This window comes from Burkholderia sp. BCC1972 (assembly GCF_905339605.1).
GTDB lineage: Bacteria > Pseudomonadota > Gammaproteobacteria > Burkholderiales > Burkholderiaceae > Burkholderia.
Window position 1 is genome coordinate 40805 of record NZ_CAJPGH010000023.1, and the last position, 18243, is coordinate 59047.

Consider the following 18243-nt stretch of genomic DNA (forward strand, 5'->3'; position numbering starts at 1 on the left):
CTTGCATGAGGAACGGCGCCGCCGAGCGGCGGCGCCCGGCTTACATCGTGCGGCGGTCGAGCATCGCGCGGGCGATGGTGCCCGCGTCGACGTATTCGAGTTCGCCGCCCACCGGCACGCCGCGCGCAAGGCGCGTGACCGCCAGGCCGCGCGCCTTCAGCGTCTGGCCGAGGTAATGCGCGGTGGCTTCGCCCTCGTTCGTGAAGTTGGTCGCGAGCACGACCTCCTTGACGACACCGTCGGACGCGCGCCGCACGAGCCGGTCGAAATGGATTTCCTTCGGGCCGATCCCGTCGAGCGGGCTCAATCGCCCCATCAACACGAAATACAGCCCGCGGTACGTCATCGTCTGTTCGAGCATGATCTGGTCGGCAGGCGTCTCGACGACGCACAGCAGCGTCGGATCACGCTCCTCGTCGCTGCAGACCTCGCAGATCTGCGCTTCGGTGAACGTGTTGCACTTTTCGCAATGCTGCAGGTGCTCGGTCGCGAACAGCAGCGACCGGCCAAGCCGCTCCGCGCCCTCGCGGTCGTGCTGCATCAGGTGGACCGCCATGCGCTGCGCGGATTTCGGCCCGACGCCGGGCAGCACGCGCAACGCTTCGACGAGAGCGGACAGGGCGGACGGCTGTTTCATACGGCGGCAAACAGTGGCAAGGACGCTGCGCTCAGAACGGCAGCTTGAAGCCCGGGGGCAGCGGCAGGCCCGAGGTCATGCCGCTCATCTTTTCCTGCGACGTCGCCTCGGCCTTGCGCACGGCGTCGTTGAACGCTGCGGCGACGAGATCCTCGAGCATGTCCTTGTCGTCCGCGAGCAGGCTCGGGTCGATCGCGACGCGGCGCACTTCGTTGCGGCACGTCATCGTCACCTTGACGAGGCCGGCGCCCGACTGCCCTTCGACTTCGATCAGCGCAAGCTGCTCCTGCATCTTCTTCATGTTTTCCTGCATTTGCTGCGCTTGCTTCATCAGTCCGGCGAGGTTGCCTTTCAACATGGGAATACTCCTTCTTGATCGTGTGAAAACCGGCACGCGGCGCGTGCCGGCCAAAGTGTGCGGGGCGTGATTGTGCCTGTCGCGGGGCGGTCAGTTCAATGCAGCGTCGGCGGCACGCCGTCCGGCGCCGAATCGGCGAGCGGACGGACCGAACCCTCGACGATGCGCGCACCGAAGTCGCGCACGAGCTGCTGGACGAACGGATCGCCGTGAATCTCCTGCTCGGCCTCGCGCTGGCGCGCCGCGCGCGCGGCCGCATCGAGCGCCGCCGCGGTGCGCCGTGCAGGCCCGACCTCGACGGCCACCTCGACCGGCTTGCCGAGTGCGTCGGCCAGCGCCGCCTTCAGCTTCGCCACCTGGGCGGCGTCCGCGTACTGCGGCACCGGCACCGACAGCTTCAGGGTGGTCGCATCGACGGCCGTCAGTTCGCTGTTGAATGCGAGCTGGTACGCGACGCCCTTCAGCGGCAACCGCGCGGCCAGCGCCGGCCATTCGCCGTCGAAACCGACCGGATCCAGCGCGATCGCGGGCGGCAACGGGCGCGAGTCGACCGGTGCGGACGGACGCGCTTCCACCGGCTTCGGCGTCACGCGCACATCGTCGGGACCGCTGTCGAACACCGGCACGAAGCCGTCGTCGGGGCCGCCGAACATTTCGTCGGCGCTGAGCGGCACGTAGTCGTCGGGCGAAATGTCTTCCCACGGCGGCGACGCCTGGCGCGAATCGGCAGCCTGCGGCGCACGGGCCGCAGCCCGCGGCGCCGGCACCTGCACGGCGGGACGCGGTGCGGCCGGCTTCTCGGCGACCGGCTGGGCCGCCGGCTTCGGCGCCGCGCCTGCGCGCCCGCGATCGGACGACACGCGCATCCCGGCATTGCGCAGCACGTCGAGCGCGGCAGCGGCGCCGCCGGCGCGCGCGGCCGGACGTGCAGCCGGCTCCGGCGGCGCAGCGCGCGGCACCGGTGCGGCCGGTGCCGCAGGTTCTTCGATCCGCGGCGCAACCGCAGCAGCCGCCGCGGGCGGCTCGGGTTCGTTGCGGGCAGGCCGCGGCAGGTCGCCTGCCGGCGCTGCCTGCTGCGCGGCATCCGCTGCCGGCTGCGGCGTGTCGACGACGGGTGCGTCAGCCGGCACCGGCTCAGGCGCCTGAATGGCAGCCGGGTTCGCGGCCGGCGGGCTGGCTTCGTCGTCGGATCGGGCAGGCGCCGAACGCACGGCAGGTGCGGTCGCCTGCGGACGCGCCGCCTCGACGGGCGCAGCCGCTACCGGCTTCGCCGCGGCGGCCGATGCCGCGGCAGCGCGCGGAGCCGGCACGGCACGCGGCACGGACGGCTGACCGCCCGGCGCACTGCCGGCGGCAACGGCCGGCTCGAACGCGAGCATCCGCAGCAGCGTCATCGTGAAACCGGCGTACTCGTCCGGCGCGAGACCGAGTTCCGCGCGGCCGACCGTCGCGATCTGATAGAACAGCTGCACCTGTTCGGGGCTCAGCGTCTCCGCGAAGCGGCGCAGGTCGGCTGCTTCCGGCCACTCGTCGAGTACCGATCCCGGGGCGAACTGCGCCCATGCGATCCGGTGCAGCAGGCTCGCGAGATCCTGCAGCGCGGTCGAGAACGACAGGCTGCGCAGCGACATTTCGTCGGCGATCGCGAGGATTTCGGGGCCGCTGCCGGCCGCGAGCGCGTCGAGCAGGCGCACCATGTAAGTCTGGTCGAGCGCGCCGAGCATGCCCGACACGGCCGATTCGGTCACTTCGTTCGCCGAATAGGCGATCGCCTGGTCGGTGAGCGACAGCGCATCGCGCATGCTGCCCTGCGCCGCGCGCGCGAGCAGGCGCAGCGCCTGCGGCTCGAACGTGATCCGCTCTTCGCCGAGGATCCGCTCGAGATGCGACACGATGTGCCCGGCCGGCATCTGCTTCAGGTTGAACTGCAGGCAGCGCGACAGCACGGTGACGGGAATCTTCTGCGGATCGGTCGTCGCGAGGATGAACTTGACGTGCGGCGGCGGCTCTTCGAGCGTCTTCAGCATCGCGTTGAACGCGTGGTTCGTCAGCATGTGCACTTCGTCGATCATGTAGACCTTGAAGCGCGCATCGACGGGCGCGTACACCGCGCGCTCGAGCAGCGCGGCCATCTCGTCGACGCCGCGGTTGCTCGCGGCATCCATCTCGACGTAATCGACGAAACGGCCCTCGTCGATCTCGCGACAGGCGCGACACACGCCGCACGGCTGCGACGTGACGCCGGTTTCACAGTTGAGTGCCTTGGCGAAGATCCGCGACAGCGTCGTCTTGCCGACACCGCGGGTTCCGGTAAACAGATAGGCGTGATGGAGACGCCCGCCGTCGAGCGCGTGCGTGAGCGCCCTGACGACGTGCTCCTGGCCGACGAGCGAAGCGAAATCCTTCGGACGCCACTTGCGTGCGAGAACTTGATAGGTCATCGGGAAATTGTATCAGTAACGCTGCGTCGCGCCGACACGCGAAACGGTGCGGAGAACGGGCAAGGTGCGGGTCGAGCGGAGTGTGATGCAGAAATAAAAAACGCCCTACGAACGGGGCGAGAAGGAAGGTGACGAGCCCAACCCTCGGCACTGGCGGAAAACGATTGTGGCTGCTTCGTTCCCGACCTGACCAGGTTCACCGCCCCACCATGCGAGGAGGCCCGTCACGGCATATTCTATCACCGCTTCCGGATGAATGCGACCGTTTGTTCGCATCAATGCGCATATCGACGGACAAACCGGCGCGCCGCCCGTTCGCGCGACGCGCATGCGTGCCCGCCCCTTGTAATTTGCAGGCCGGCCTCCACCTGCATGGCACAACGGTCGAACGTCGCGTCGTACCCCTACTCGCGTAGCGGCTACTATCGCCGCCCGCAGCAGATAGCAATTTAGGCTAATATGACGCCCGAACGACCCGCGAGCCGCGGCACGCAGCGCTTACGCCCCTCCTTTCCGGAGCGGAGTGACCTGCCGCAGCGGCCGGCAGCCTACGGCGGCCGGTACGCTGCAACGCGCAAGCAGGCAGTCCCCGAACCGTAAGAGGTATTGACCCAATGAGCGAACAGATCAAACACATCAGCGACGCATCGTTCGAACAGGACGTCGTCAAATCCGACAAGCCCGTGCTCGTCGATTTCTGGGCCGAATGGTGCGGCCCGTGCAAGATGATCGCCCCGATCCTCGACGAAGTCGCGAAGGATTACGGCGACAAGCTGCAGATCGCGAAAATCAACGTCGACGACAACCAGGCCACCCCCGCGAAGTTCGGCGTGCGCGGCATCCCGACGCTGATCCTGTTCAAGAACGGCGCGGCCGCCGCGCAAAAGGTCGGCGCGCTGTCGAAGTCGCAGCTCACCGCATTCCTGGACAGCCACCTGTAATACCGGCAGTTCCACGGGCGTGTTGTCAGCCGGCAACACGTCCGTCGTCGAGCCACCGATCGCTCGCTCAAGCGCGAATCGGCCTATGCTAGAATTAAAAAACGTCGACAAGACGCATTTAAGTCTCTGAGCGCTTCCGCTCGCCCTCCTCCCTTATTTTCTTTCGTCGCTTCTCCTCCCTGGCGGGTTCTCCGTATGCATTTATCCGAGCTCAAGTCTCTGCACGTCTCCGAACTGATCGAAATGGCCAATGGCCTGGAGATCGAAAACGCGAACCGCCTGCGCAAGCAGGAGTTGATGTTTGCCATCCTCAAAAAGCGCGCCAAGACGGGAGAGACGATCTTCGGCGACGGCACGCTCGAAGTGCTGCCGGACGGCTTCGGTTTCCTGCGCTCGCCGGAAATGTCGTACCTCGCGAGCACCGACGACATCTACATCAGCCCGTCGCAGATCCGCCGCTTCAACCTGCACACCGGCGACACCATCGAAGGTGAAGTCCGCACGCCGAAGGACGGCGAGCGCTACTTCGCGCTGGTGAAGGTCGACAAAGTCAACGGGCAGCCGCCCGAGGCCTCGAAACACAAGATCATGTTCGAGAACCTCACGCCGCTGCACCCGAACAAGCCGCTGTCGCTCGAACGCGAAATGCGCGGCGAAGAGAACGTCACGGGCCGCATCATCGACATGATCGCGCCGATCGGCAAAGGCCAGCGCGGCCTGCTCGTCGCGTCGCCGAAGTCGGGCAAGACCGTGATGCTCCAGCACATCGCCCACGCGATCAAGCAGAACCACCCGGATGTCATCCTGTTCGTGCTGCTGATCGACGAACGCCCTGAAGAAGTGACCGAAATGCAGCGCTCGGTCGCCGGCGAAGTGATCGCCTCGACGTTCGACGAACCGGCCACGCGCCACGTCCAGGTCGCCGAAATGGTGATCGAAAAGGCCAAGCGCCTCGTCGAAATGAAGCACGACGTCGTGATCCTGCTCGACTCGATCACGCGTCTCGCGCGTGCGTACAACACCGTGATCCCCGCATCGGGCAAGGTGCTGACGGGCGGTGTCGACGCGAACGCACTGCAGCGTCCGAAGCGCTTCTTCGGCGCGGCGCGCAACATCGAGGAAGGCGGTTCGCTGACGATCATCGGCACCGCGCTGATCGAGACCGGCAGCCGCATGGACGACGTGATCTACGAAGAGTTCAAGGGCACCGGCAACATGGAAGTGCACCTGGAGCGACGTCTCGCGGAAAAGCGCGTCTACCCGTCGATCAACCTGAACAAGTCGGGCACGCGTCGCGAAGAAATGCTGATCAAGCCCGAGATCCTTCAGAAGATCTGGGTGCTGCGCAAGTTCATCCACGACATGGACGAAGTCGAGGCCATGGAATTCCTGCTCGACAAGATCCGCCAGACGAAGAGCAATTCCGAGTTCTTCGACCTGATGCGCCGCGGCGGCTGATCGCCTCCGCCCCGCAAGACGGCCGCCCGCGCAGCTTGCCCGGCGGCCGTTTTTCGGCCCCAACCTGAACGTGAACGTACAGGTTGATCTATAATCGCGCCATCGCCCCGACCGAGCCATCCTCCCGATGCCGAACGACGCCTCCACCGCCCTGCTGACCGTGAGCGACGCCGCGTCGCGGCTCGGCGTCACGCCGCGCACGCTGAAGTATTACGAAGAGCGCGGGCTCGTCACGCCGTCGCGCAGCGAGGGCCGCTACCGCCTCTACGACGAAGCCGACCTCGAGCGCTTCGCGCGCATCCTGCGGCTACGCGCGCTCGGCTTCTCGCTGCACGGCATCACCGAAATGCTGAAGCGCCCGCTGGAAGAAACGGGCGACGGCCGGCGCCGCTATTCGGACGCGTCGCTGCGCGACATCCGCACCGGGCTCGCCGAACAGATCGACACGCTCGACCGGCGGATCGCGGCCGTCCAGCGCGAACTGAAGGAAGCCGTCGCGCTGCGCAAGGAGCTGCAGCACGACATCGACTACGTCGAACGGCGGCTTGCCGGCGAAAACGCCGATACGCTCATCGCGCAGCGACAGGCCGAAGCCGGCGCGCGACGCGCGCGCAAGGATCGCGAATGAACGCGGTGCCCGGTCGCCCGCCGCTGTGGAGCCGTGCGAACCTGCGCACCGACCTGTTCCCGTGGGCACTCGCACTCGTCACCGGCGTCGACTACTTCGACAACGCGGTCTTCTCGTTCTTCGCCAGCTATATCGCGGGCGGCATCAACGCGTCGCCCGACGAGCTCGTCTGGTCGTCGAGCGCATATGCGATCACGGCCGTGCTCGGCATCCTGCAGCAGCAATGGTGGGTCGACCGGCTCGGCCATCGCCGCTACGTCGCCAGCTGCATGCTGATGTTCTCATTCGGCGCGATCGCGGCCGCGCTCGCCGATACGTCGCTGCAACTCGCGTTCGCGCGCGGCTTCCAGGGGTACTTCATCGGGCCGATGATGGGTGCGTGCCGGATCCTGATCCAGATCAGCTTCAAGCCGCAGGAACGACCGCCCGCGACGCGCGCATTCCTGGTCATGATCCTGCTCGGCAGCGCGCTCGCGCCGATCGTCGGCGGGCTGCTCGTCGCGCATTCGACATGGCGCGCACTGTTTGCGTGCACGGCGCCGGCCGGCATCGCATTCGCGATCCTCGCGCTGCTCACGCTGCCCGACTCGGGCCGCACGCCCGACGATGCTCGCGGCTCCGGGCACTTCTGGCCGTATGTCGTGTTCGCGCTCGCGCAAGGCGCGCTGCAGATCGTGCTGCAACAGGTGCATTACCAGCTCTACAGCGGCTCGCCGATGCTGATCCTGCTGACGATCGCGGGGATCGGCGCGCTCGCAGGGTTCGCCTATCACCAGTGGCACCACCCGACGCCGCTCGTGCGGCTGCATGCGTTTCGCGAGCGGACCTTCCAGGTCGGGCTGCTGCTCTACATGTTCTATTACTACGAGTCGACGGGTTTCAGCTACCTGACGTCGCGGTTTCTCGAAAGCGGGCTCGGCTACCCGGTCGAGAACGCCGGGCGCCTGGTAGGCACGATGTCGCTGATTTCGGCCACCGCGCTGTTCGCATACCTGCGTTATGCGAAGTTCGTCACGCACAAGAAGTGGTTCGTCGCGCCGGGCTTCGCGATTGCCGTCACGGCGGCGCTGTGGATGACGCGCATGACGCCGCAGGTCGGCGAAGCCGCGCTGATCGTCCCGCTGCTGCTGCGCGGGCTGCTGCTACTCTTCATCGTGCTGCCGGTCGCCAACCTGACGTTCCGGATCTTCGCGATCGACGAATACACGCACGGCTACCGGCTGAAGAACATCGTGCGGCAACTGACGATCTCGTTCGCCACGTCGTCGGTGATCATCGTCGAGCAGCATCGCGTGGCCGTGCACCAGACGCGGCTCGTCGAGCGCGCGAACGCGTTCGACCCGCTGTTCCAGCAGACCGTCGACCTGCTGACGCGCAGCTACGCCGCGGCCGGTCACGCGCTGAACGACGCGCACGCCCTGGCGATCGCGTCGATCGCGCGGATGGTCGCACAACAGGCGTCGTTCCTCGCGTCGCTCGACGGCTTTTACTTCCTGGCGGGCGTCGCGCTCGTCGGCGGCGTCTTCGCAGCATGGCAAAAAGAGATCGATTGAGTTAAAAGACAGGCTTTGGATCATCGTCCGCCGTCTCCATGCTCTCGAAACTCACCCGCTGGCTCGACGACCGTCGCCGCGACCGCGCGCTGCGCAGCCACCCGATCTCCGACGCGCTGTGGCAGGACACCGTCGAGCGCCTGCCGTTCCTCGCGGCGCTCGCGCCCGACGCGCTCGGCCGGCTGCGCAACCTGACGAGCCTGTTCGTCGCGAAGAAGTCGTTCTCGACCGCGCACGGGCTCGAACTGACCGACGAGATGATCGTCGCGATCGCCGCGCAGGCCTGCCTCCCCGTGCTGAATCTCGACCTGTCGCTGTACGACGGCTGGGTCGGCGTCGTCGTGTATCCGGGCGAATTCGTGATCCGCAAGACCGTGCAGGACGAGGACGGCGTCGTCCACGAGGTCGAGCAGGACGCGAGCGGCGAGGCCTGGGAAGGCGGCCCGGTGATCCTGTCGTGGGAAGACGCGCAGATGACGGACGGCCGGGACGCGTACAACGTCGTGATCCACGAATTCGCGCACAAGATCGACATGGTCAACGGCGCCGCCGACGGCTATCCGCCCCTGTTTCGCCGCTGGCACGCGCCGCACCTCGACGCGCAGGCGTGGGCCGACGTGTTCGAACATGCGTACGACCAGTTCTGCGCACGCGTCGACGCGGTGCCGGACCGTGCGTGGGCGCGCTTCGAGCGGGATTCGCTGATCGATCCGTATGCGGCCGACCACCCGTCGGAATTCTTCGCAGTATGCAGCGAGGCGCTGTTCGTCCGGCCGAAAGCGTTCGAGTCCGAATTTCCGGAGCTGTACCGGCTGCTCGCGCGCTATTACCGGCAGGATCCGGCCGGTACCGGCGCGCTCGACGCACCATGAAAATTATTCGTCAACCATCTGATTTTCTGGCATAATCGCCGTTTTTCGACCTTAGGCAAGTGGCTCGCGCCGGGCTTGGCGTCCTCCGGTATTGCGCAATGTGCGCCAACCGGTACGGCAAGCGGCGGGTTGGCTACCGCTCTCACCAAGGAAAGACCATGAAAGAAGGCATCCACCCGAACTACCGCGAAGTCGTCTTCCAAGACATGTCGAACGGCTTCAAGTTCATCACGCGCTCGACGATCCAGACGCGCGAAAACATCGAACTCGACGGCAAGACCTACCCGCTCGCCAAGATCGAAGTGTCGTCGGAATCGCACTCGTTCTACACGGGTCAGCAAAAGATCATGGACACGGCCGGCCGTGTCGAGAAGTTCAAGAACAAGTTCGGCGTCCGCGCCAACGGCAAGGCGAAGTAAGCTTCGCACCGCATCCGGTGGCTGCAACGCACCGGTATCGCACAAAAGGGCAGCCCAGGCTGCCCTTTTTTGTCTCTGCTCGCCCGGAAACGGCCGGCCGGCGTCCGGGCAGCGACCTGACGCGCCAGCGCCGGCGCGTCTACAATGCCGGATGCTCGAAACCGGCTCGTCCGCGCGCGACCGCGCCGGACGCCCGCCCATAACAAAACGCTCATCTGCATGAAGCCTGTCGTCCGTCTCACCGCCTCCGCCACGCGTGCGCTACCGCGCTGGCTGCTGCTCACGCTCTGCCTCGTCTACGCGGCGTTCGGCCTGTTCGGCCGCGACCCGTGGAAGAACGAGGACGCGGCGGGCTTCGGCGTGATGTGGACGATGGCCAAGGGCGGCTGGCACGACTGGCTGCTGCCGAACCTGGTCGGCAAGTTCATCACGACCGACGGGCCGCTCGGCTACTGGCTCGGCGCACTGTCGATCCGCGGCCTCGGCCCGTGGGTCGATGCCAGCAACGCGTCGCGTGTCGATACGGGCGTGCTGTTCTGCGTCGCGTGCGCATTCGTCTGGTACGCGGCCTACCTGCTCGGCCGGCGCGCCGAGGTCCAGCCGTTCAAATACGCATTCGGCGGCGAACCGGAGCCGCGCGACTACGGCCGCACGCTCGCCGACGGCGCGCTGCTGGTGCTGGTCGCGTGCTTCGGCCTCGCGGAACGCGGCCATGAAACGACGCCGCAGCTCGCGCAGTTCGCGTGGATCGCGATGCTCGTATACGGGATCGTGCGCGGCATCGACAAGCCGCTGCAGGGCGCGCTGTGGTGGGGCCTCGCGATCGGCCTCGTCGGGCTGTCCGGCAATCCCGTGCTGGTCGTCGCGCTGCTCGCCGGCACGGCCGCGCTGTGGCTCGTCACACCCGAGATGCGCAACCTGCGCCTGCCGCTGATCGGCGTGCCGCTCGCGGCCGCGATCTTCGCACTGTGGCCGATCGCCGCCTTCGTCGCGGCACCCGACGACGCCGCCTGGTTCTTCAACCAGTGGATCCACGGCAGCCTGATGCGCTTTTCGGGCCCGCCGACGGCCGTGCTCGGCTATGCAGCGAAGAACCTGCCGCTGTTCACGTGGCCCGCGTGGCCGCTCGCGATCTGGGCCTGGTGGAGCTGGGCCGGCATGCGCCGCCGCGCGCACATCGCGATTCCGCTGTCGGTTGCGGTGCCGCTCGTCGCACTCGTGATCCTGCAGAGCCAGCAGTCGAACCGCATGTACATGCTGCTGATGCCGCCGCTCGCGGTGCTCGCGACGTTCGCGCTGCCGACCCTCAAGCGCGGCGCGATCAACGCGATCGACTGGTTCGCGGTGCTGAGTTTCACGATCCTCGGCACCTTCGTGTGGCTCGTCTGGCTCGCGTCGCTCACCGGCTTCCCGCATCCGCTCGCACGCAACCTCGCGCGCCTCGTGCCCGGCTACGAGCCGCATTTCAAGATCCTGTCGTTCATCTGCGCGGTGATCGTCACGGTGTGCTGGTGCTTTCTCGTGCGCTGGCGCATCTCGCGACAGCCGAAGGTGTTGTGGCGCAGCGTCGTGCTGTCCGGCGCCGGCACCACGCTGATGTGGGTGCTGCTGATGACGCTGTGGCTGCCGATCGTCAACTACGGCCGGACCTATCGCGATGTCGCGCAACAGATCGCCGTACACCTGCCGTCCGACTACGAATGCATCTCGCCCGTGCGGCTCGGCGATGCGCAGATCGCGACCTTCGCGTACTTCGGCAACATGCATTTCGATTTCTCCGGCGACTGCGACGTGATCCTGCGCCAGGACCGCGCCGACTTCGGCGAGCCGAGCGCGATGTCGCAATACGTGTGGCGTCTCGTGTGGGAAGGCCGCCGCGTCGCCGACCGTGACGAACGCTTCCGCCTGTACGAGCGCATCGAACGGCCGAAGACGCCCGTCAAGAAGCGCCCGCCGCGCCGCCAGGCGGCCGATTGACGATGTTCGGCGACATCCGCCGGATCGTCGGTCTCGCGTGGCCGGTGCTCGTCGGCCAGCTCGCGATCATCGCATTCGGCGTGATCGACACCGCGATGGTCGGCCGCTACTCGGCCGTCGATCTCGCCGCGCTCGGGCTCGGCTCGTCGATCTACGTGTCGATCTATATCGGCCTGACGGGCATCCTGTCCGCGCTGCAGCCGATCACCGGGCAGCTGTACGGCGCGCGGCGCTATGCCGAAATCGGCGAGGAAGTCCGCCAGGCGCTGTGGCTCGCGCTGCTGCTCGCGATTCCCGGCTTCCTGCTGCTGCACTTTCCCGAGCCGCTGCTGCGCGTCGCGCACGCGCCCGCCGCGCTGCACGACCGCACCGTCGACTACCTGCGCATCCTGTCGTACGGGCTGCCCGCGAGCCTCGTCTTCCGCATCTACAACGCACTGACCAACGCAGCCGGCAAGCCGCGGCTCGCGATGATCCTGCAGATCGGCGCGCTGCTGCTCAAGTTTCCGCTCAACGTGTGGTTCATCTTCGGCGGGTTCGGCGTACCGGCCCTCGGCGGCCCGGGCTGCGGGCTCGCCAGCACGCTGATCAACTGGGCGCTCGCGCTGATCGGCTACACGCTGCTCGCGAAGCTCGACGTGTTCGCGCCGCTCGCGATCTTCTCGCGCTTCTGCTGGCCCGTCTGGGAACGCCAGAAGGCGATCCTGAAACTCGGCGTGCCGATGGGCCTGTCGTACCTGATCGAGGTGACGTCGTACACGTGCATGGCGCTGTTCATCGCGCAGTTCGGCACGACGTCGCTCGCCGGTCACCAGATCGCCGGCAACATCGGCGCAGTGCTGTACATGACGCCGCTGTCGATCGGCGTGGCGGCATCGACGCTGGTCGCGCGCGCGCTCGGCGCCGGACGTCCGGAAGAAGCGCGGCTGCTCGGCCGGCACAGCGTGATGTTCGCGTGCGGCGTGGCCGCCGCCTACGGCGTGCTCGTGTTCGCGCTGCGCCCGCTGATCATCGGCGGCTATACGCCGAACCCGGACGTCGCCGCGGCCGCGATGCCGCTCGTCGCGATCGTCGCGTGCTACCACTGCTTCGATGCGCTGCAGGTCACGTCGGCGTTCGTGCTGCGCGCGTACAAGGTGGCCGTCGTGCCGACCGTGATCTATGCCGTCGCGCTGTGGGGTGTCGGCCTCAGCGGCGGCTACGTGCTCGGCTTCGACGTCGGCGGCATCGCCCCCGCGTGGCTGACGGGCGCGCGCGGCTTCTGGTTCGCGAACACGGTCAGCCTGATGCTCGCGGGCGCAGGGCTCGTGCTGTACCTGCGTCGCGTGAGCCGCGCGCACGCCTCCGCCGCCTCCGCCACCGCCTGACGCACGGCCCGCTACGCGTCCTCCAGCACGTCGGCCGCGTGATACGACGACCGCACGAGCGGGCCGGCGACGACTTCCTTGAAGCCGAGTTCGAGTGCCTCGTCGCGCCACGCGGCGAACGCCTCCGGGCTCACGTAGCGTCGCACCGGCAAATGGTGCGCCGACGGCGCGAGGTACTGGCCGAGCGTCAGCACGTCGACGTCGTGCGCGCGCAGGTCGCGCAGCGTGTCGCGCAGTTCGTCGTCGCGCTCGCCGAGCCCGAGCATCAACCCCGATTTCGTCACCAGCCCCGGCCGTGCCTGCTTCGCCTGCGCGAGCAATTCAAGCGAACCGCGATAGTCGGCGCCCGGCCGCGCCGCGCGATACAGCGACGGCACCGTCTCGATGTTGTGGTTGAACACGTCCGGCCAGGCCGCAGACAGCGCATCGAGCGCACGCGGCACGCGGCCGCGAAAGTCCGGCGTCAGGACTTCGACGCCGATGCCGGGCACGCTCGCGCGCACCGCCGCGATGCACGCGGCGAAATGCGCGGCGCCGCCGTCGCGCAGGTCGTCGCGGTCGACCGACGTGATCACGACGTAGCGCAGCCCGAGCGCCGCGGCCGCGCCGGCCAGCCGCGCGGGCTCGTCGGGATCGAGCGGATCGGGACGGCCGTGCGCGACGTCGCAGAACGGGCAACGCCGCGTGCATAGCCCGCCCATGATCATGAAGGTCGCGGTGCGCTGCGCGAAGCATTCGCCGATGTTCGGACACATCGCCTCCTCGCAGACGGAATGCAGCCGATGCTCGCGCAGCACGGCGGCCATGTCGGCCACCGCCGCGCTCATCATCGGCCGCGCGCGCAGCCACGGCGGCTTCGGCAGCGCCGCGCCGGCCGCGGGCTCGACGCGCACCGGAATGCGCGCGAGCTTGTCGCGGCTGCGCGCGCCCGGCTGGCCGAGCGCCGTGAGGCTGGGTCGTTCGAGCGCGGCGGCCATCGTCAGTCTCCGAGAAACGCGACGATCAGGCGGTTCACGTCGGCGGCCGCTTCCATCTGCACCATGTGCCCGCTGCCGGCGATCACCTCGGCCCGCACGCCGTCGGGCAAGCCCTGCGCATGTTGCGCGGGGATCACCTGGTCGTGCTCGCCCCAGATCACGAGCGTGCGCGGCGCGAGCGTCGCGAGCCGGTCGCGGAACACGCGCCGCTGTGCCGCCCCGTCGAACGCGGCGTTCGCGATCTTCTCCAGTGCGGCCTGCACGCCCTCAAGCCGCTTGTACTTGACGAGATCCTCGACGAGCTGCCGCGTCACCAGCGCGTTGTCCGCGAACAGCGCGCCGAGGTGCGGCTTCAGCGTGTTGCGGCTGTTGCCGGCGACGAAACCGTCGATGTACGCACGGTTGATGTCGGTGCCGAGCCCCGCGCTCGCGATCAGCGTCAGCGACGCGACACGTTGCGGTGCGCGCTCGGCCGCGGCCATCGCAACCGCGCCGCCCATCGAATGGCCGATCAGGTGCGCGCGCTCGATGTGCTGCGCGTCGAGCAACGCGAGCACCGCATCGGCGAGTTCGTCGAGGCTGCCCGTATCGACCGCCTTGCCCGATTCGCCGTGCCCAGGCAGGTCGAGCGCCCATACCGGCCGGTGCGCGGCGAGGTCCGCGTGATTGAACAGCCAGTTGTTCAGGTCGCCGCCGAAGCCGTGGATCAGCACGGCCGGTGTGCCCGTGCCGTCGCCGAGCTTCAGGAAGCGCATCGTGCGGCCGCCGATCTGCGCCTTCTCGGGCTGCGGGCCCGCCGCTTCTTCGGACGCCGCGGCAGGTACGAAATCGCGCTGGAAATCGGCGATTGCCGCATCGATGTCGGCCTCGCTCGCCTCGGCTGCCGCGACGACGCCGAGCAGCGCGCCGACCGGCAGCGTCTCGCCCTCCTGCGCGACCTGTCGGCGCAGCGTGCCGTCGAACGCGCATTCGACGCCCGACGAAATCTTGTCGGTCTCGACGTCGAGCACTTCGTCACCCTTCGTCACGCGTTCGCCGATCGCCTTCAGCCAGCCGTTGACCTGCCCCTGCTCCATCGACAGCCCCCACTTGGGCATCGTGATCATGTGAATCGACATCGTGTCAGCTCCTTGTCTTCAGGGCCGCCTGCGCAATCGCATCGGCGGTCGGGATGTACAGGTCTTCCAGCACGCTCGCGAACGGCGTGGGCGTATGCGGCGCGGTGACGAGCTCGATCGGCGCCTTGAGCGACCGGAACGCGCGCTGCGCGACGAGCGCGGCGATGTCGGTCGCGATCGAGCAGCGCGGGTTCGCTTCGTCGACGACCACCACGCGCCCGGTGCGCTCCGCGCTTTCGAGAATCGTTTCCTCGTCGAGCGGCGACGTCGTGCGCAGGTCGATCACGTCGCACTGGATGCCGTCCTTGGCGAGCTTCGCGGCCGCGTCCGTCGCGAGATGCACCATCCGGCCGTACGTGACGATCGTCACGTCGTCACCGTCGCGCACGACGTTCGCCTCGCCGAACGGAATGGCATAGGATTCCTCCGGCACGTCGCCTTCACGCGTATAGAGCAGCTTGTGCTCGAGGAAGATCACGGGATCGTTGTCGCGGATCGCCTGGATCAGCAGCCCCTTCGCGTCGTACGGCGTCGCCGGGCACACGACCTTCAGCCCCGGAATGTGCGTGAACAGCGACGTGAGCATCTGCGAGTGCTGTGCGGCCGCGCGCAAGCCAGCGCCGTACATCGCGCGGATCACGACCGGCGTCACGGCCTTGCCGCCGAACATGTAGCGGAATTTCGCGGCCTGGTTGAAGATCTGGTCGAAGCACACGCCCATGAAATCGATGAACATCAGTTCCGCGACGGGCCGCATCCCGCATGCGGCAGCTCCTACCGCCGCGCCGATGTAGCCGCCCTCGGACAGCGGCGTATCGAGCACGCGGCCCGGAAACTTGTGGAACAGCCCTTTCGTCACGCCGAGCACGCCGCCCCATGCGTCGTCCTCGCCCGGCGCACCCGCGCCGCCCGCGTTGTCCTCGCCCATCACGATCACGCTGTCGTCGCGCGCCATTTCCTGCGCGAGCGCTTCGTTGATCGCCTGCGAATAAGTGATCTTCCTTGCCATGTCTGTCTCCTGGAATGTTCGGTTCGCCGTGCCGGTTGCGGTGTCAGGCCGCGCTCACGGATACGACACGTAGACGTCGGTCAGCAGGTCGGCGGCATCCGGCACCGGCGCGGCCTTCGCCTGCGCGACCGCGTCGTCGATCAGCGCCTTCACCTGCGCGTCGACCGCGCGCAGGTCGGCCGTCGTCAGCGCCTCGGCGCGCACGACGCGCGTTTCGAAATGCTTCAGGCAGTCCTTCTCGTCGCGCAGCTTCTGCACCTCGCCCGGCGCGCGGTAGGTTTGCGCATCGCCTTCGAAGTGACCGAAATAGCGCGTGAACTTCACCTCGACGAGCGTCGGGCCGCCGCCGTTGCGCGCGCGCTCCACGGCTTCGCCGAGCGCTTCGTGCACCGCGAAGAAGTCGAAGCCGTCGACGATCACGCCCGGCATCCCGAAGCCGTTCGCGCGATCCGCGATGTTGTCGGTCGCGACCGACCAGCTCGACGACGTCGCTTCCGCATAGCCGTTGTTTTCGGCGACGAAGATCGCGGGCAGCCGCCACACCGACGCAAGGTTCATCGATTCGAAGATCACGCCCTGGTTCGACGCGCCGTCGCCGAAGAAGCACACGCCGACGCCGCCCGTCTTCCGGTGCTTCGCCGCGAGCGCCGCGCCGCATACGAGCGGGCCGCCCGCGCCGACGATCCCGTTCGCGCCGAGCATCCCCATCGACAGGTCGGCGATGTGCATCGAGCCGCCCTTGCCGTGGCAGACGCCCGTCTTCTTGCCGTAGATCTCGGCCATCATCCCGTGCACGTCGACGCCCTTCGCGATGCAATGGCCGTGGCCGCGGTGCGTGGTCGCGACGTAATCGGCGAGACCGAGGTGCAGCATCGTGCCGACCGCGGACGCCTCCTCGCCCGCGTACAGGTGAACGAAGCCGGGGATCTCGCCGGTCGCGAATTCGACGTGCAGGCGCTCCTCGAATTCGCGGATCGTGCGCATCAGCCGGTAGGCGTCCAGCAGCGTGTCCCTGCTGAGCTGTGTCGAAGCGGTCATGTGTGTCTCCTGGGTAGGTCTGGTCTGACTGCGAATGCCGCCGCGGCGCTGCCGTGGCGACGGATTGCACGGCCTGCGGCCGTCAGTGGAACGTGAAGCCGCCGTCGACGTTCACGGCCTGGCCCGTGTCGATGGCAACCGGTCCCTCGACTGGGGCTGTCATGGCGATGTCTCCTTGATGATCGTTATGGATATCGAAATGTGCCGCGTGAAACCGGCGCTCAGTCATGCCGCGCGCCGGCGTCGCGCAGCAGCTGCCGCGACGACGCGTAGCGCAGCGTGCGGCCGACGTCGACCGTCAGCGGCCCGCGCCAGTCGAGCGAGATCTCGTAGCGATCGCCGCGCGCGACCTCGATCTCGCGCTCACCGTCGAACGCAAGCGTGCCGCGCTCGAATGGAATCACCTGCCACGTGTCCGGTTCGAGCCGCTCGCAACTGCGCATCACGACGCGGTCGATGCGCCCCGGTGCGATCGGTGCGGCGAGCGGCGTGCCCCCCGTCTTGCCGGCCTCCGCGAAGCGCATCGCGAGCCCGTGCGGCGCGCTGCGTTCGAGCGGCGCCCACGCGCCGCCGAGCGCCGACAGGCCGATGCCGTCCGGCTCCGCGAACGTCAGGTAGAGCGAATCGATGTCGTCGGAAGCGGAGATCGCACGCGCGCCGATGAAACGCTGCCGCGCCGCGCACACGTCGACGAGCGCGATTTCCTCGCGCCCCGGCTGCGCGCCCGCCACGCAGCGCACGACGAGCCGCTTGTTGCGCACGAACGCGACTTCGGGCGGCACGGCGCCGGTCGCCGCGAGCGCTGCCGCGACGCCGGCGACAGTCGCCTCGCGATGTTCGGGAAACGCGTTGTTGGTGCCGGTGGACAGCGCGACGAGCGGCGTCGCGCCGCAATGCGCGGCCACCGCGCGATGGGTGCCGTCGCCGCCAAGCACGACGATCAGCGCGACTTCCATCCGGTGCAGGTAGGCGGCGCCGGCTTGCGTGTCGGCGACGCTGTCGGTGATCGGCAGGTCGACGAATTCGACCTCGGGCCAGCGTTCGTGCGGCGCGACCGCGCGATGCGTGTCGATCGCGCGCAGCAGCAGCGTCGCGATGCCCGTGCGGTCGCGCAGCGTCAGCACGCGCTCGACGCCCATCGCACCGAGGCCGGCCAGCAGGCGCACGATCATGTTCGCCTTCTCGGCCGTCGGAAACACGGATGCATGCGTCGTGAGGCGGCGAATGTCGCGCCCCGATGCGGGGTTCGCGATCACGCCGACGGTAACGGGCGTCGTCACGGGTTCGTCTCCATCCAGTGGGCCGGCATGCCGGCCCTGCCTGTTTCGTCCGCTGCCATCGACGGGCAGCGGATCGTCGTCGCCGACGCGACCGCATCGGCTTGCCCTTGATCTCTGCAAGCGGCGTGCCATCGTCACTGCAATAACCGTGGAACCCGCGTGCACGCTGG

General features: G+C 67.9%; 16 protein-coding genes and 1 other RNA gene. 8 read left to right on the forward strand and 9 right to left on the reverse strand.

What is annotated here, in order from left to right; translation table 11 throughout:
• Window positions 1-40: 40 nt before the first annotated feature.
• The 4 genes from recR to ffs form a co-directional block, all read right to left on the reverse strand.
• On the reverse strand, window positions 41-637 hold the full coding sequence (gene recR, locus U5798_RS27355) for a recombination mediator RecR (RefSeq protein WP_006478665.1): 597 nt from the start codon (window positions 635-637) through the stop codon (window positions 41-43).
• A gap of 31 nt (window positions 638-668) precedes the next feature.
• Entirely contained in the window at window positions 669-995 is a 327-nt protein-coding gene (locus U5798_RS27360; protein WP_014896896.1) for a YbaB/EbfC family nucleoid-associated protein, read from the reverse strand.
• A gap of 95 nt (window positions 996-1090) precedes the next feature.
• The gene (locus tag U5798_RS27365) at window positions 1091-3436 is read right to left on the reverse strand and encodes a DNA polymerase III subunit gamma/tau (RefSeq protein ID WP_322083792.1); all 2346 of its coding nucleotides are present in this window, start codon (window positions 3434-3436) and stop codon (window positions 1091-1093) included.
• Window positions 3437-3563: 127 nt separating this feature from the next.
• Window positions 3564-3662, reverse strand: an RNA gene (gene ffs / locus U5798_RS27370) — signal recognition particle sRNA small type.
• A 388-nt stretch (window positions 3663-4050) separates the two neighbouring features.
• Here ffs and trxA point away from each other — a divergent pair.
• From trxA to U5798_RS27410, 8 genes are all read left to right on the forward strand, one after another.
• The gene (trxA, locus tag U5798_RS27375) at window positions 4051-4377 is read left to right on the forward strand and encodes a thioredoxin TrxA (protein ID WP_006402348.1); all 327 of its coding nucleotides are present in this window, start codon (window positions 4051-4053) and stop codon (window positions 4375-4377) included.
• A 195-nt stretch (window positions 4378-4572) separates the two neighbouring features.
• Complete coding sequence (gene rho, locus U5798_RS27380) at window positions 4573-5835, forward strand: transcription termination factor Rho (protein ID WP_006478662.1); 1263 nt, start codon at window positions 4573-4575, stop codon at window positions 5833-5835.
• 127 nt (window positions 5836-5962) lie between these two features.
• On the forward strand, window positions 5963-6463 hold the full coding sequence (locus U5798_RS27385) for a MerR family transcriptional regulator (protein ID WP_322083793.1): 501 nt from the start codon (window positions 5963-5965) through the stop codon (window positions 6461-6463).
• Window positions 6460-8016, forward strand: a complete 1557-nt coding sequence (locus U5798_RS27390) for an MFS transporter (RefSeq protein ID WP_124450273.1) — start codon at window positions 6460-6462, stop codon at window positions 8014-8016. Before U5798_RS27385 ends, U5798_RS27390 begins: the two co-directional genes overlap by 4 nt.
• Before the next feature lie 38 nt (window positions 8017-8054).
• Complete coding sequence (locus tag U5798_RS27395) at window positions 8055-8888, forward strand: zinc-dependent peptidase (RefSeq protein ID WP_124450275.1); 834 nt, start codon at window positions 8055-8057, stop codon at window positions 8886-8888.
• 158 nt (window positions 8889-9046) lie between these two features.
• The gene (locus U5798_RS27400; RefSeq protein ID WP_059233999.1) at window positions 9047-9307 is read left to right on the forward strand and encodes a type B 50S ribosomal protein L31; all 261 of its coding nucleotides are present in this window, start codon (window positions 9047-9049) and stop codon (window positions 9305-9307) included.
• Between the two features lie 144 nt (window positions 9308-9451).
• A complete protein-coding gene (locus U5798_RS27405) occupies window positions 9452-11284 on the forward strand; it encodes an ArnT family glycosyltransferase (RefSeq protein ID WP_124450277.1) in 1833 nt (610 codons plus the stop codon).
• Window positions 11285-11286: 2 nt separating this feature from the next.
• The gene (locus U5798_RS27410) at window positions 11287-12651 is read left to right on the forward strand and encodes an MATE family efflux transporter (protein ID WP_322083794.1); all 1365 of its coding nucleotides are present in this window, start codon (window positions 11287-11289) and stop codon (window positions 12649-12651) included.
• Window positions 12652-12662: 11 nt separating this feature from the next.
• Here the strand turns inward: U5798_RS27410 and lipA are convergent, their stop codons facing one another.
• The 5 genes from lipA to U5798_RS27435 all read right to left on the reverse strand — a co-directional run bounded on the left by lipA (window position 12663) and on the right by U5798_RS27435 (window position 18073).
• The gene (lipA, locus tag U5798_RS27415; protein WP_322083795.1) at window positions 12663-13628 is read right to left on the reverse strand and encodes a lipoyl synthase; all 966 of its coding nucleotides are present in this window, start codon (window positions 13626-13628) and stop codon (window positions 12663-12665) included.
• A gap of 2 nt (window positions 13629-13630) precedes the next feature.
• Complete coding sequence (locus U5798_RS27420) at window positions 13631-14746, reverse strand: acetoin dehydrogenase dihydrolipoyllysine-residue acetyltransferase subunit (RefSeq protein ID WP_124450283.1); 1116 nt, start codon at window positions 14744-14746, stop codon at window positions 13631-13633.
• Window positions 14747-14750: 4 nt separating this feature from the next.
• On the reverse strand, window positions 14751-15755 hold the full coding sequence (locus U5798_RS27425) for an alpha-ketoacid dehydrogenase subunit beta (protein ID WP_124450285.1): 1005 nt from the start codon (window positions 15753-15755) through the stop codon (window positions 14751-14753).
• A 54-nt stretch (window positions 15756-15809) separates the two neighbouring features.
• Window positions 15810-16793 (reverse strand): thiamine pyrophosphate-dependent dehydrogenase E1 component subunit alpha, encoded by a 984-nt coding sequence (locus U5798_RS27430; protein ID WP_124450287.1) that lies wholly within the window; start codon window positions 16791-16793, stop codon window positions 15810-15812.
• Between the two features lie 221 nt (window positions 16794-17014).
• A complete protein-coding gene (locus U5798_RS27435; RefSeq protein WP_322083796.1) occupies window positions 17015-18073 on the reverse strand; it encodes an ATP-NAD kinase family protein in 1059 nt (352 codons plus the stop codon).
• Between the last annotated feature and the right edge of the window lie 170 nt (window positions 18074-18243).

Bases quoted from the DNA above. Each gene is read 5' to 3' on its own strand.
- U5798_RS27395 (WP_124450275.1), top strand. From the start codon at position 8,055: ATGCTCTCGAAACTCACCCGCTGGCTCGACGACCGTCGCCGCGACCGC.
- U5798_RS27360 (WP_014896896.1), bottom strand. From the start codon at position 995: ATGTTGAAAGGCAACCTCGCCGGACTGATGAAGCAAGCGCAGCAAATG.
- U5798_RS27425 (WP_124450285.1), bottom strand. From the start codon at position 15,755: ATGGCAAGGAAGATCACTTATTCGCAGGCGATCAACGAAGCGCTCGCG.
- U5798_RS27400 (WP_059233999.1), top strand. From the start codon at position 9,047: ATGAAAGAAGGCATCCACCCGAACTACCGCGAAGTCGTCTTCCAAGAC.
- U5798_RS27365 (WP_322083792.1), bottom strand. From the start codon at position 3,436: ATGACCTATCAAGTTCTCGCACGCAAGTGGCGTCCGAAGGATTTCGCT.
- U5798_RS27385 (WP_322083793.1), top strand. From the start codon at position 5,963: ATGCCGAACGACGCCTCCACCGCCCTGCTGACCGTGAGCGACGCCGCG.
- lipA (WP_322083795.1), bottom strand. From the start codon at position 13,628: ATGGCCGCCGCGCTCGAACGACCCAGCCTCACGGCGCTCGGCCAGCCG.
- trxA (WP_006402348.1), top strand. From the start codon at position 4,051: ATGAGCGAACAGATCAAACACATCAGCGACGCATCGTTCGAACAGGAC.
- recR (WP_006478665.1), bottom strand. From the start codon at position 637: ATGAAACAGCCGTCCGCCCTGTCCGCTCTCGTCGAAGCGTTGCGCGTG.
- rho (WP_006478662.1), top strand. From the start codon at position 4,573: ATGCATTTATCCGAGCTCAAGTCTCTGCACGTCTCCGAACTGATCGAA.
- U5798_RS27410 (WP_322083794.1), top strand. From the start codon at position 11,287: ATGTTCGGCGACATCCGCCGGATCGTCGGTCTCGCGTGGCCGGTGCTC.
- U5798_RS27405 (WP_124450277.1), top strand. From the start codon at position 9,452: ATGCCGGATGCTCGAAACCGGCTCGTCCGCGCGCGACCGCGCCGGACG.
- U5798_RS27420 (WP_124450283.1), bottom strand. From the start codon at position 14,746: ATGTCGATTCACATGATCACGATGCCCAAGTGGGGGCTGTCGATGGAG.
- U5798_RS27430 (WP_124450287.1), bottom strand. From the start codon at position 16,793: ATGACCGCTTCGACACAGCTCAGCAGGGACACGCTGCTGGACGCCTAC.
- U5798_RS27390 (WP_124450273.1), top strand. From the start codon at position 6,460: ATGAACGCGGTGCCCGGTCGCCCGCCGCTGTGGAGCCGTGCGAACCTG.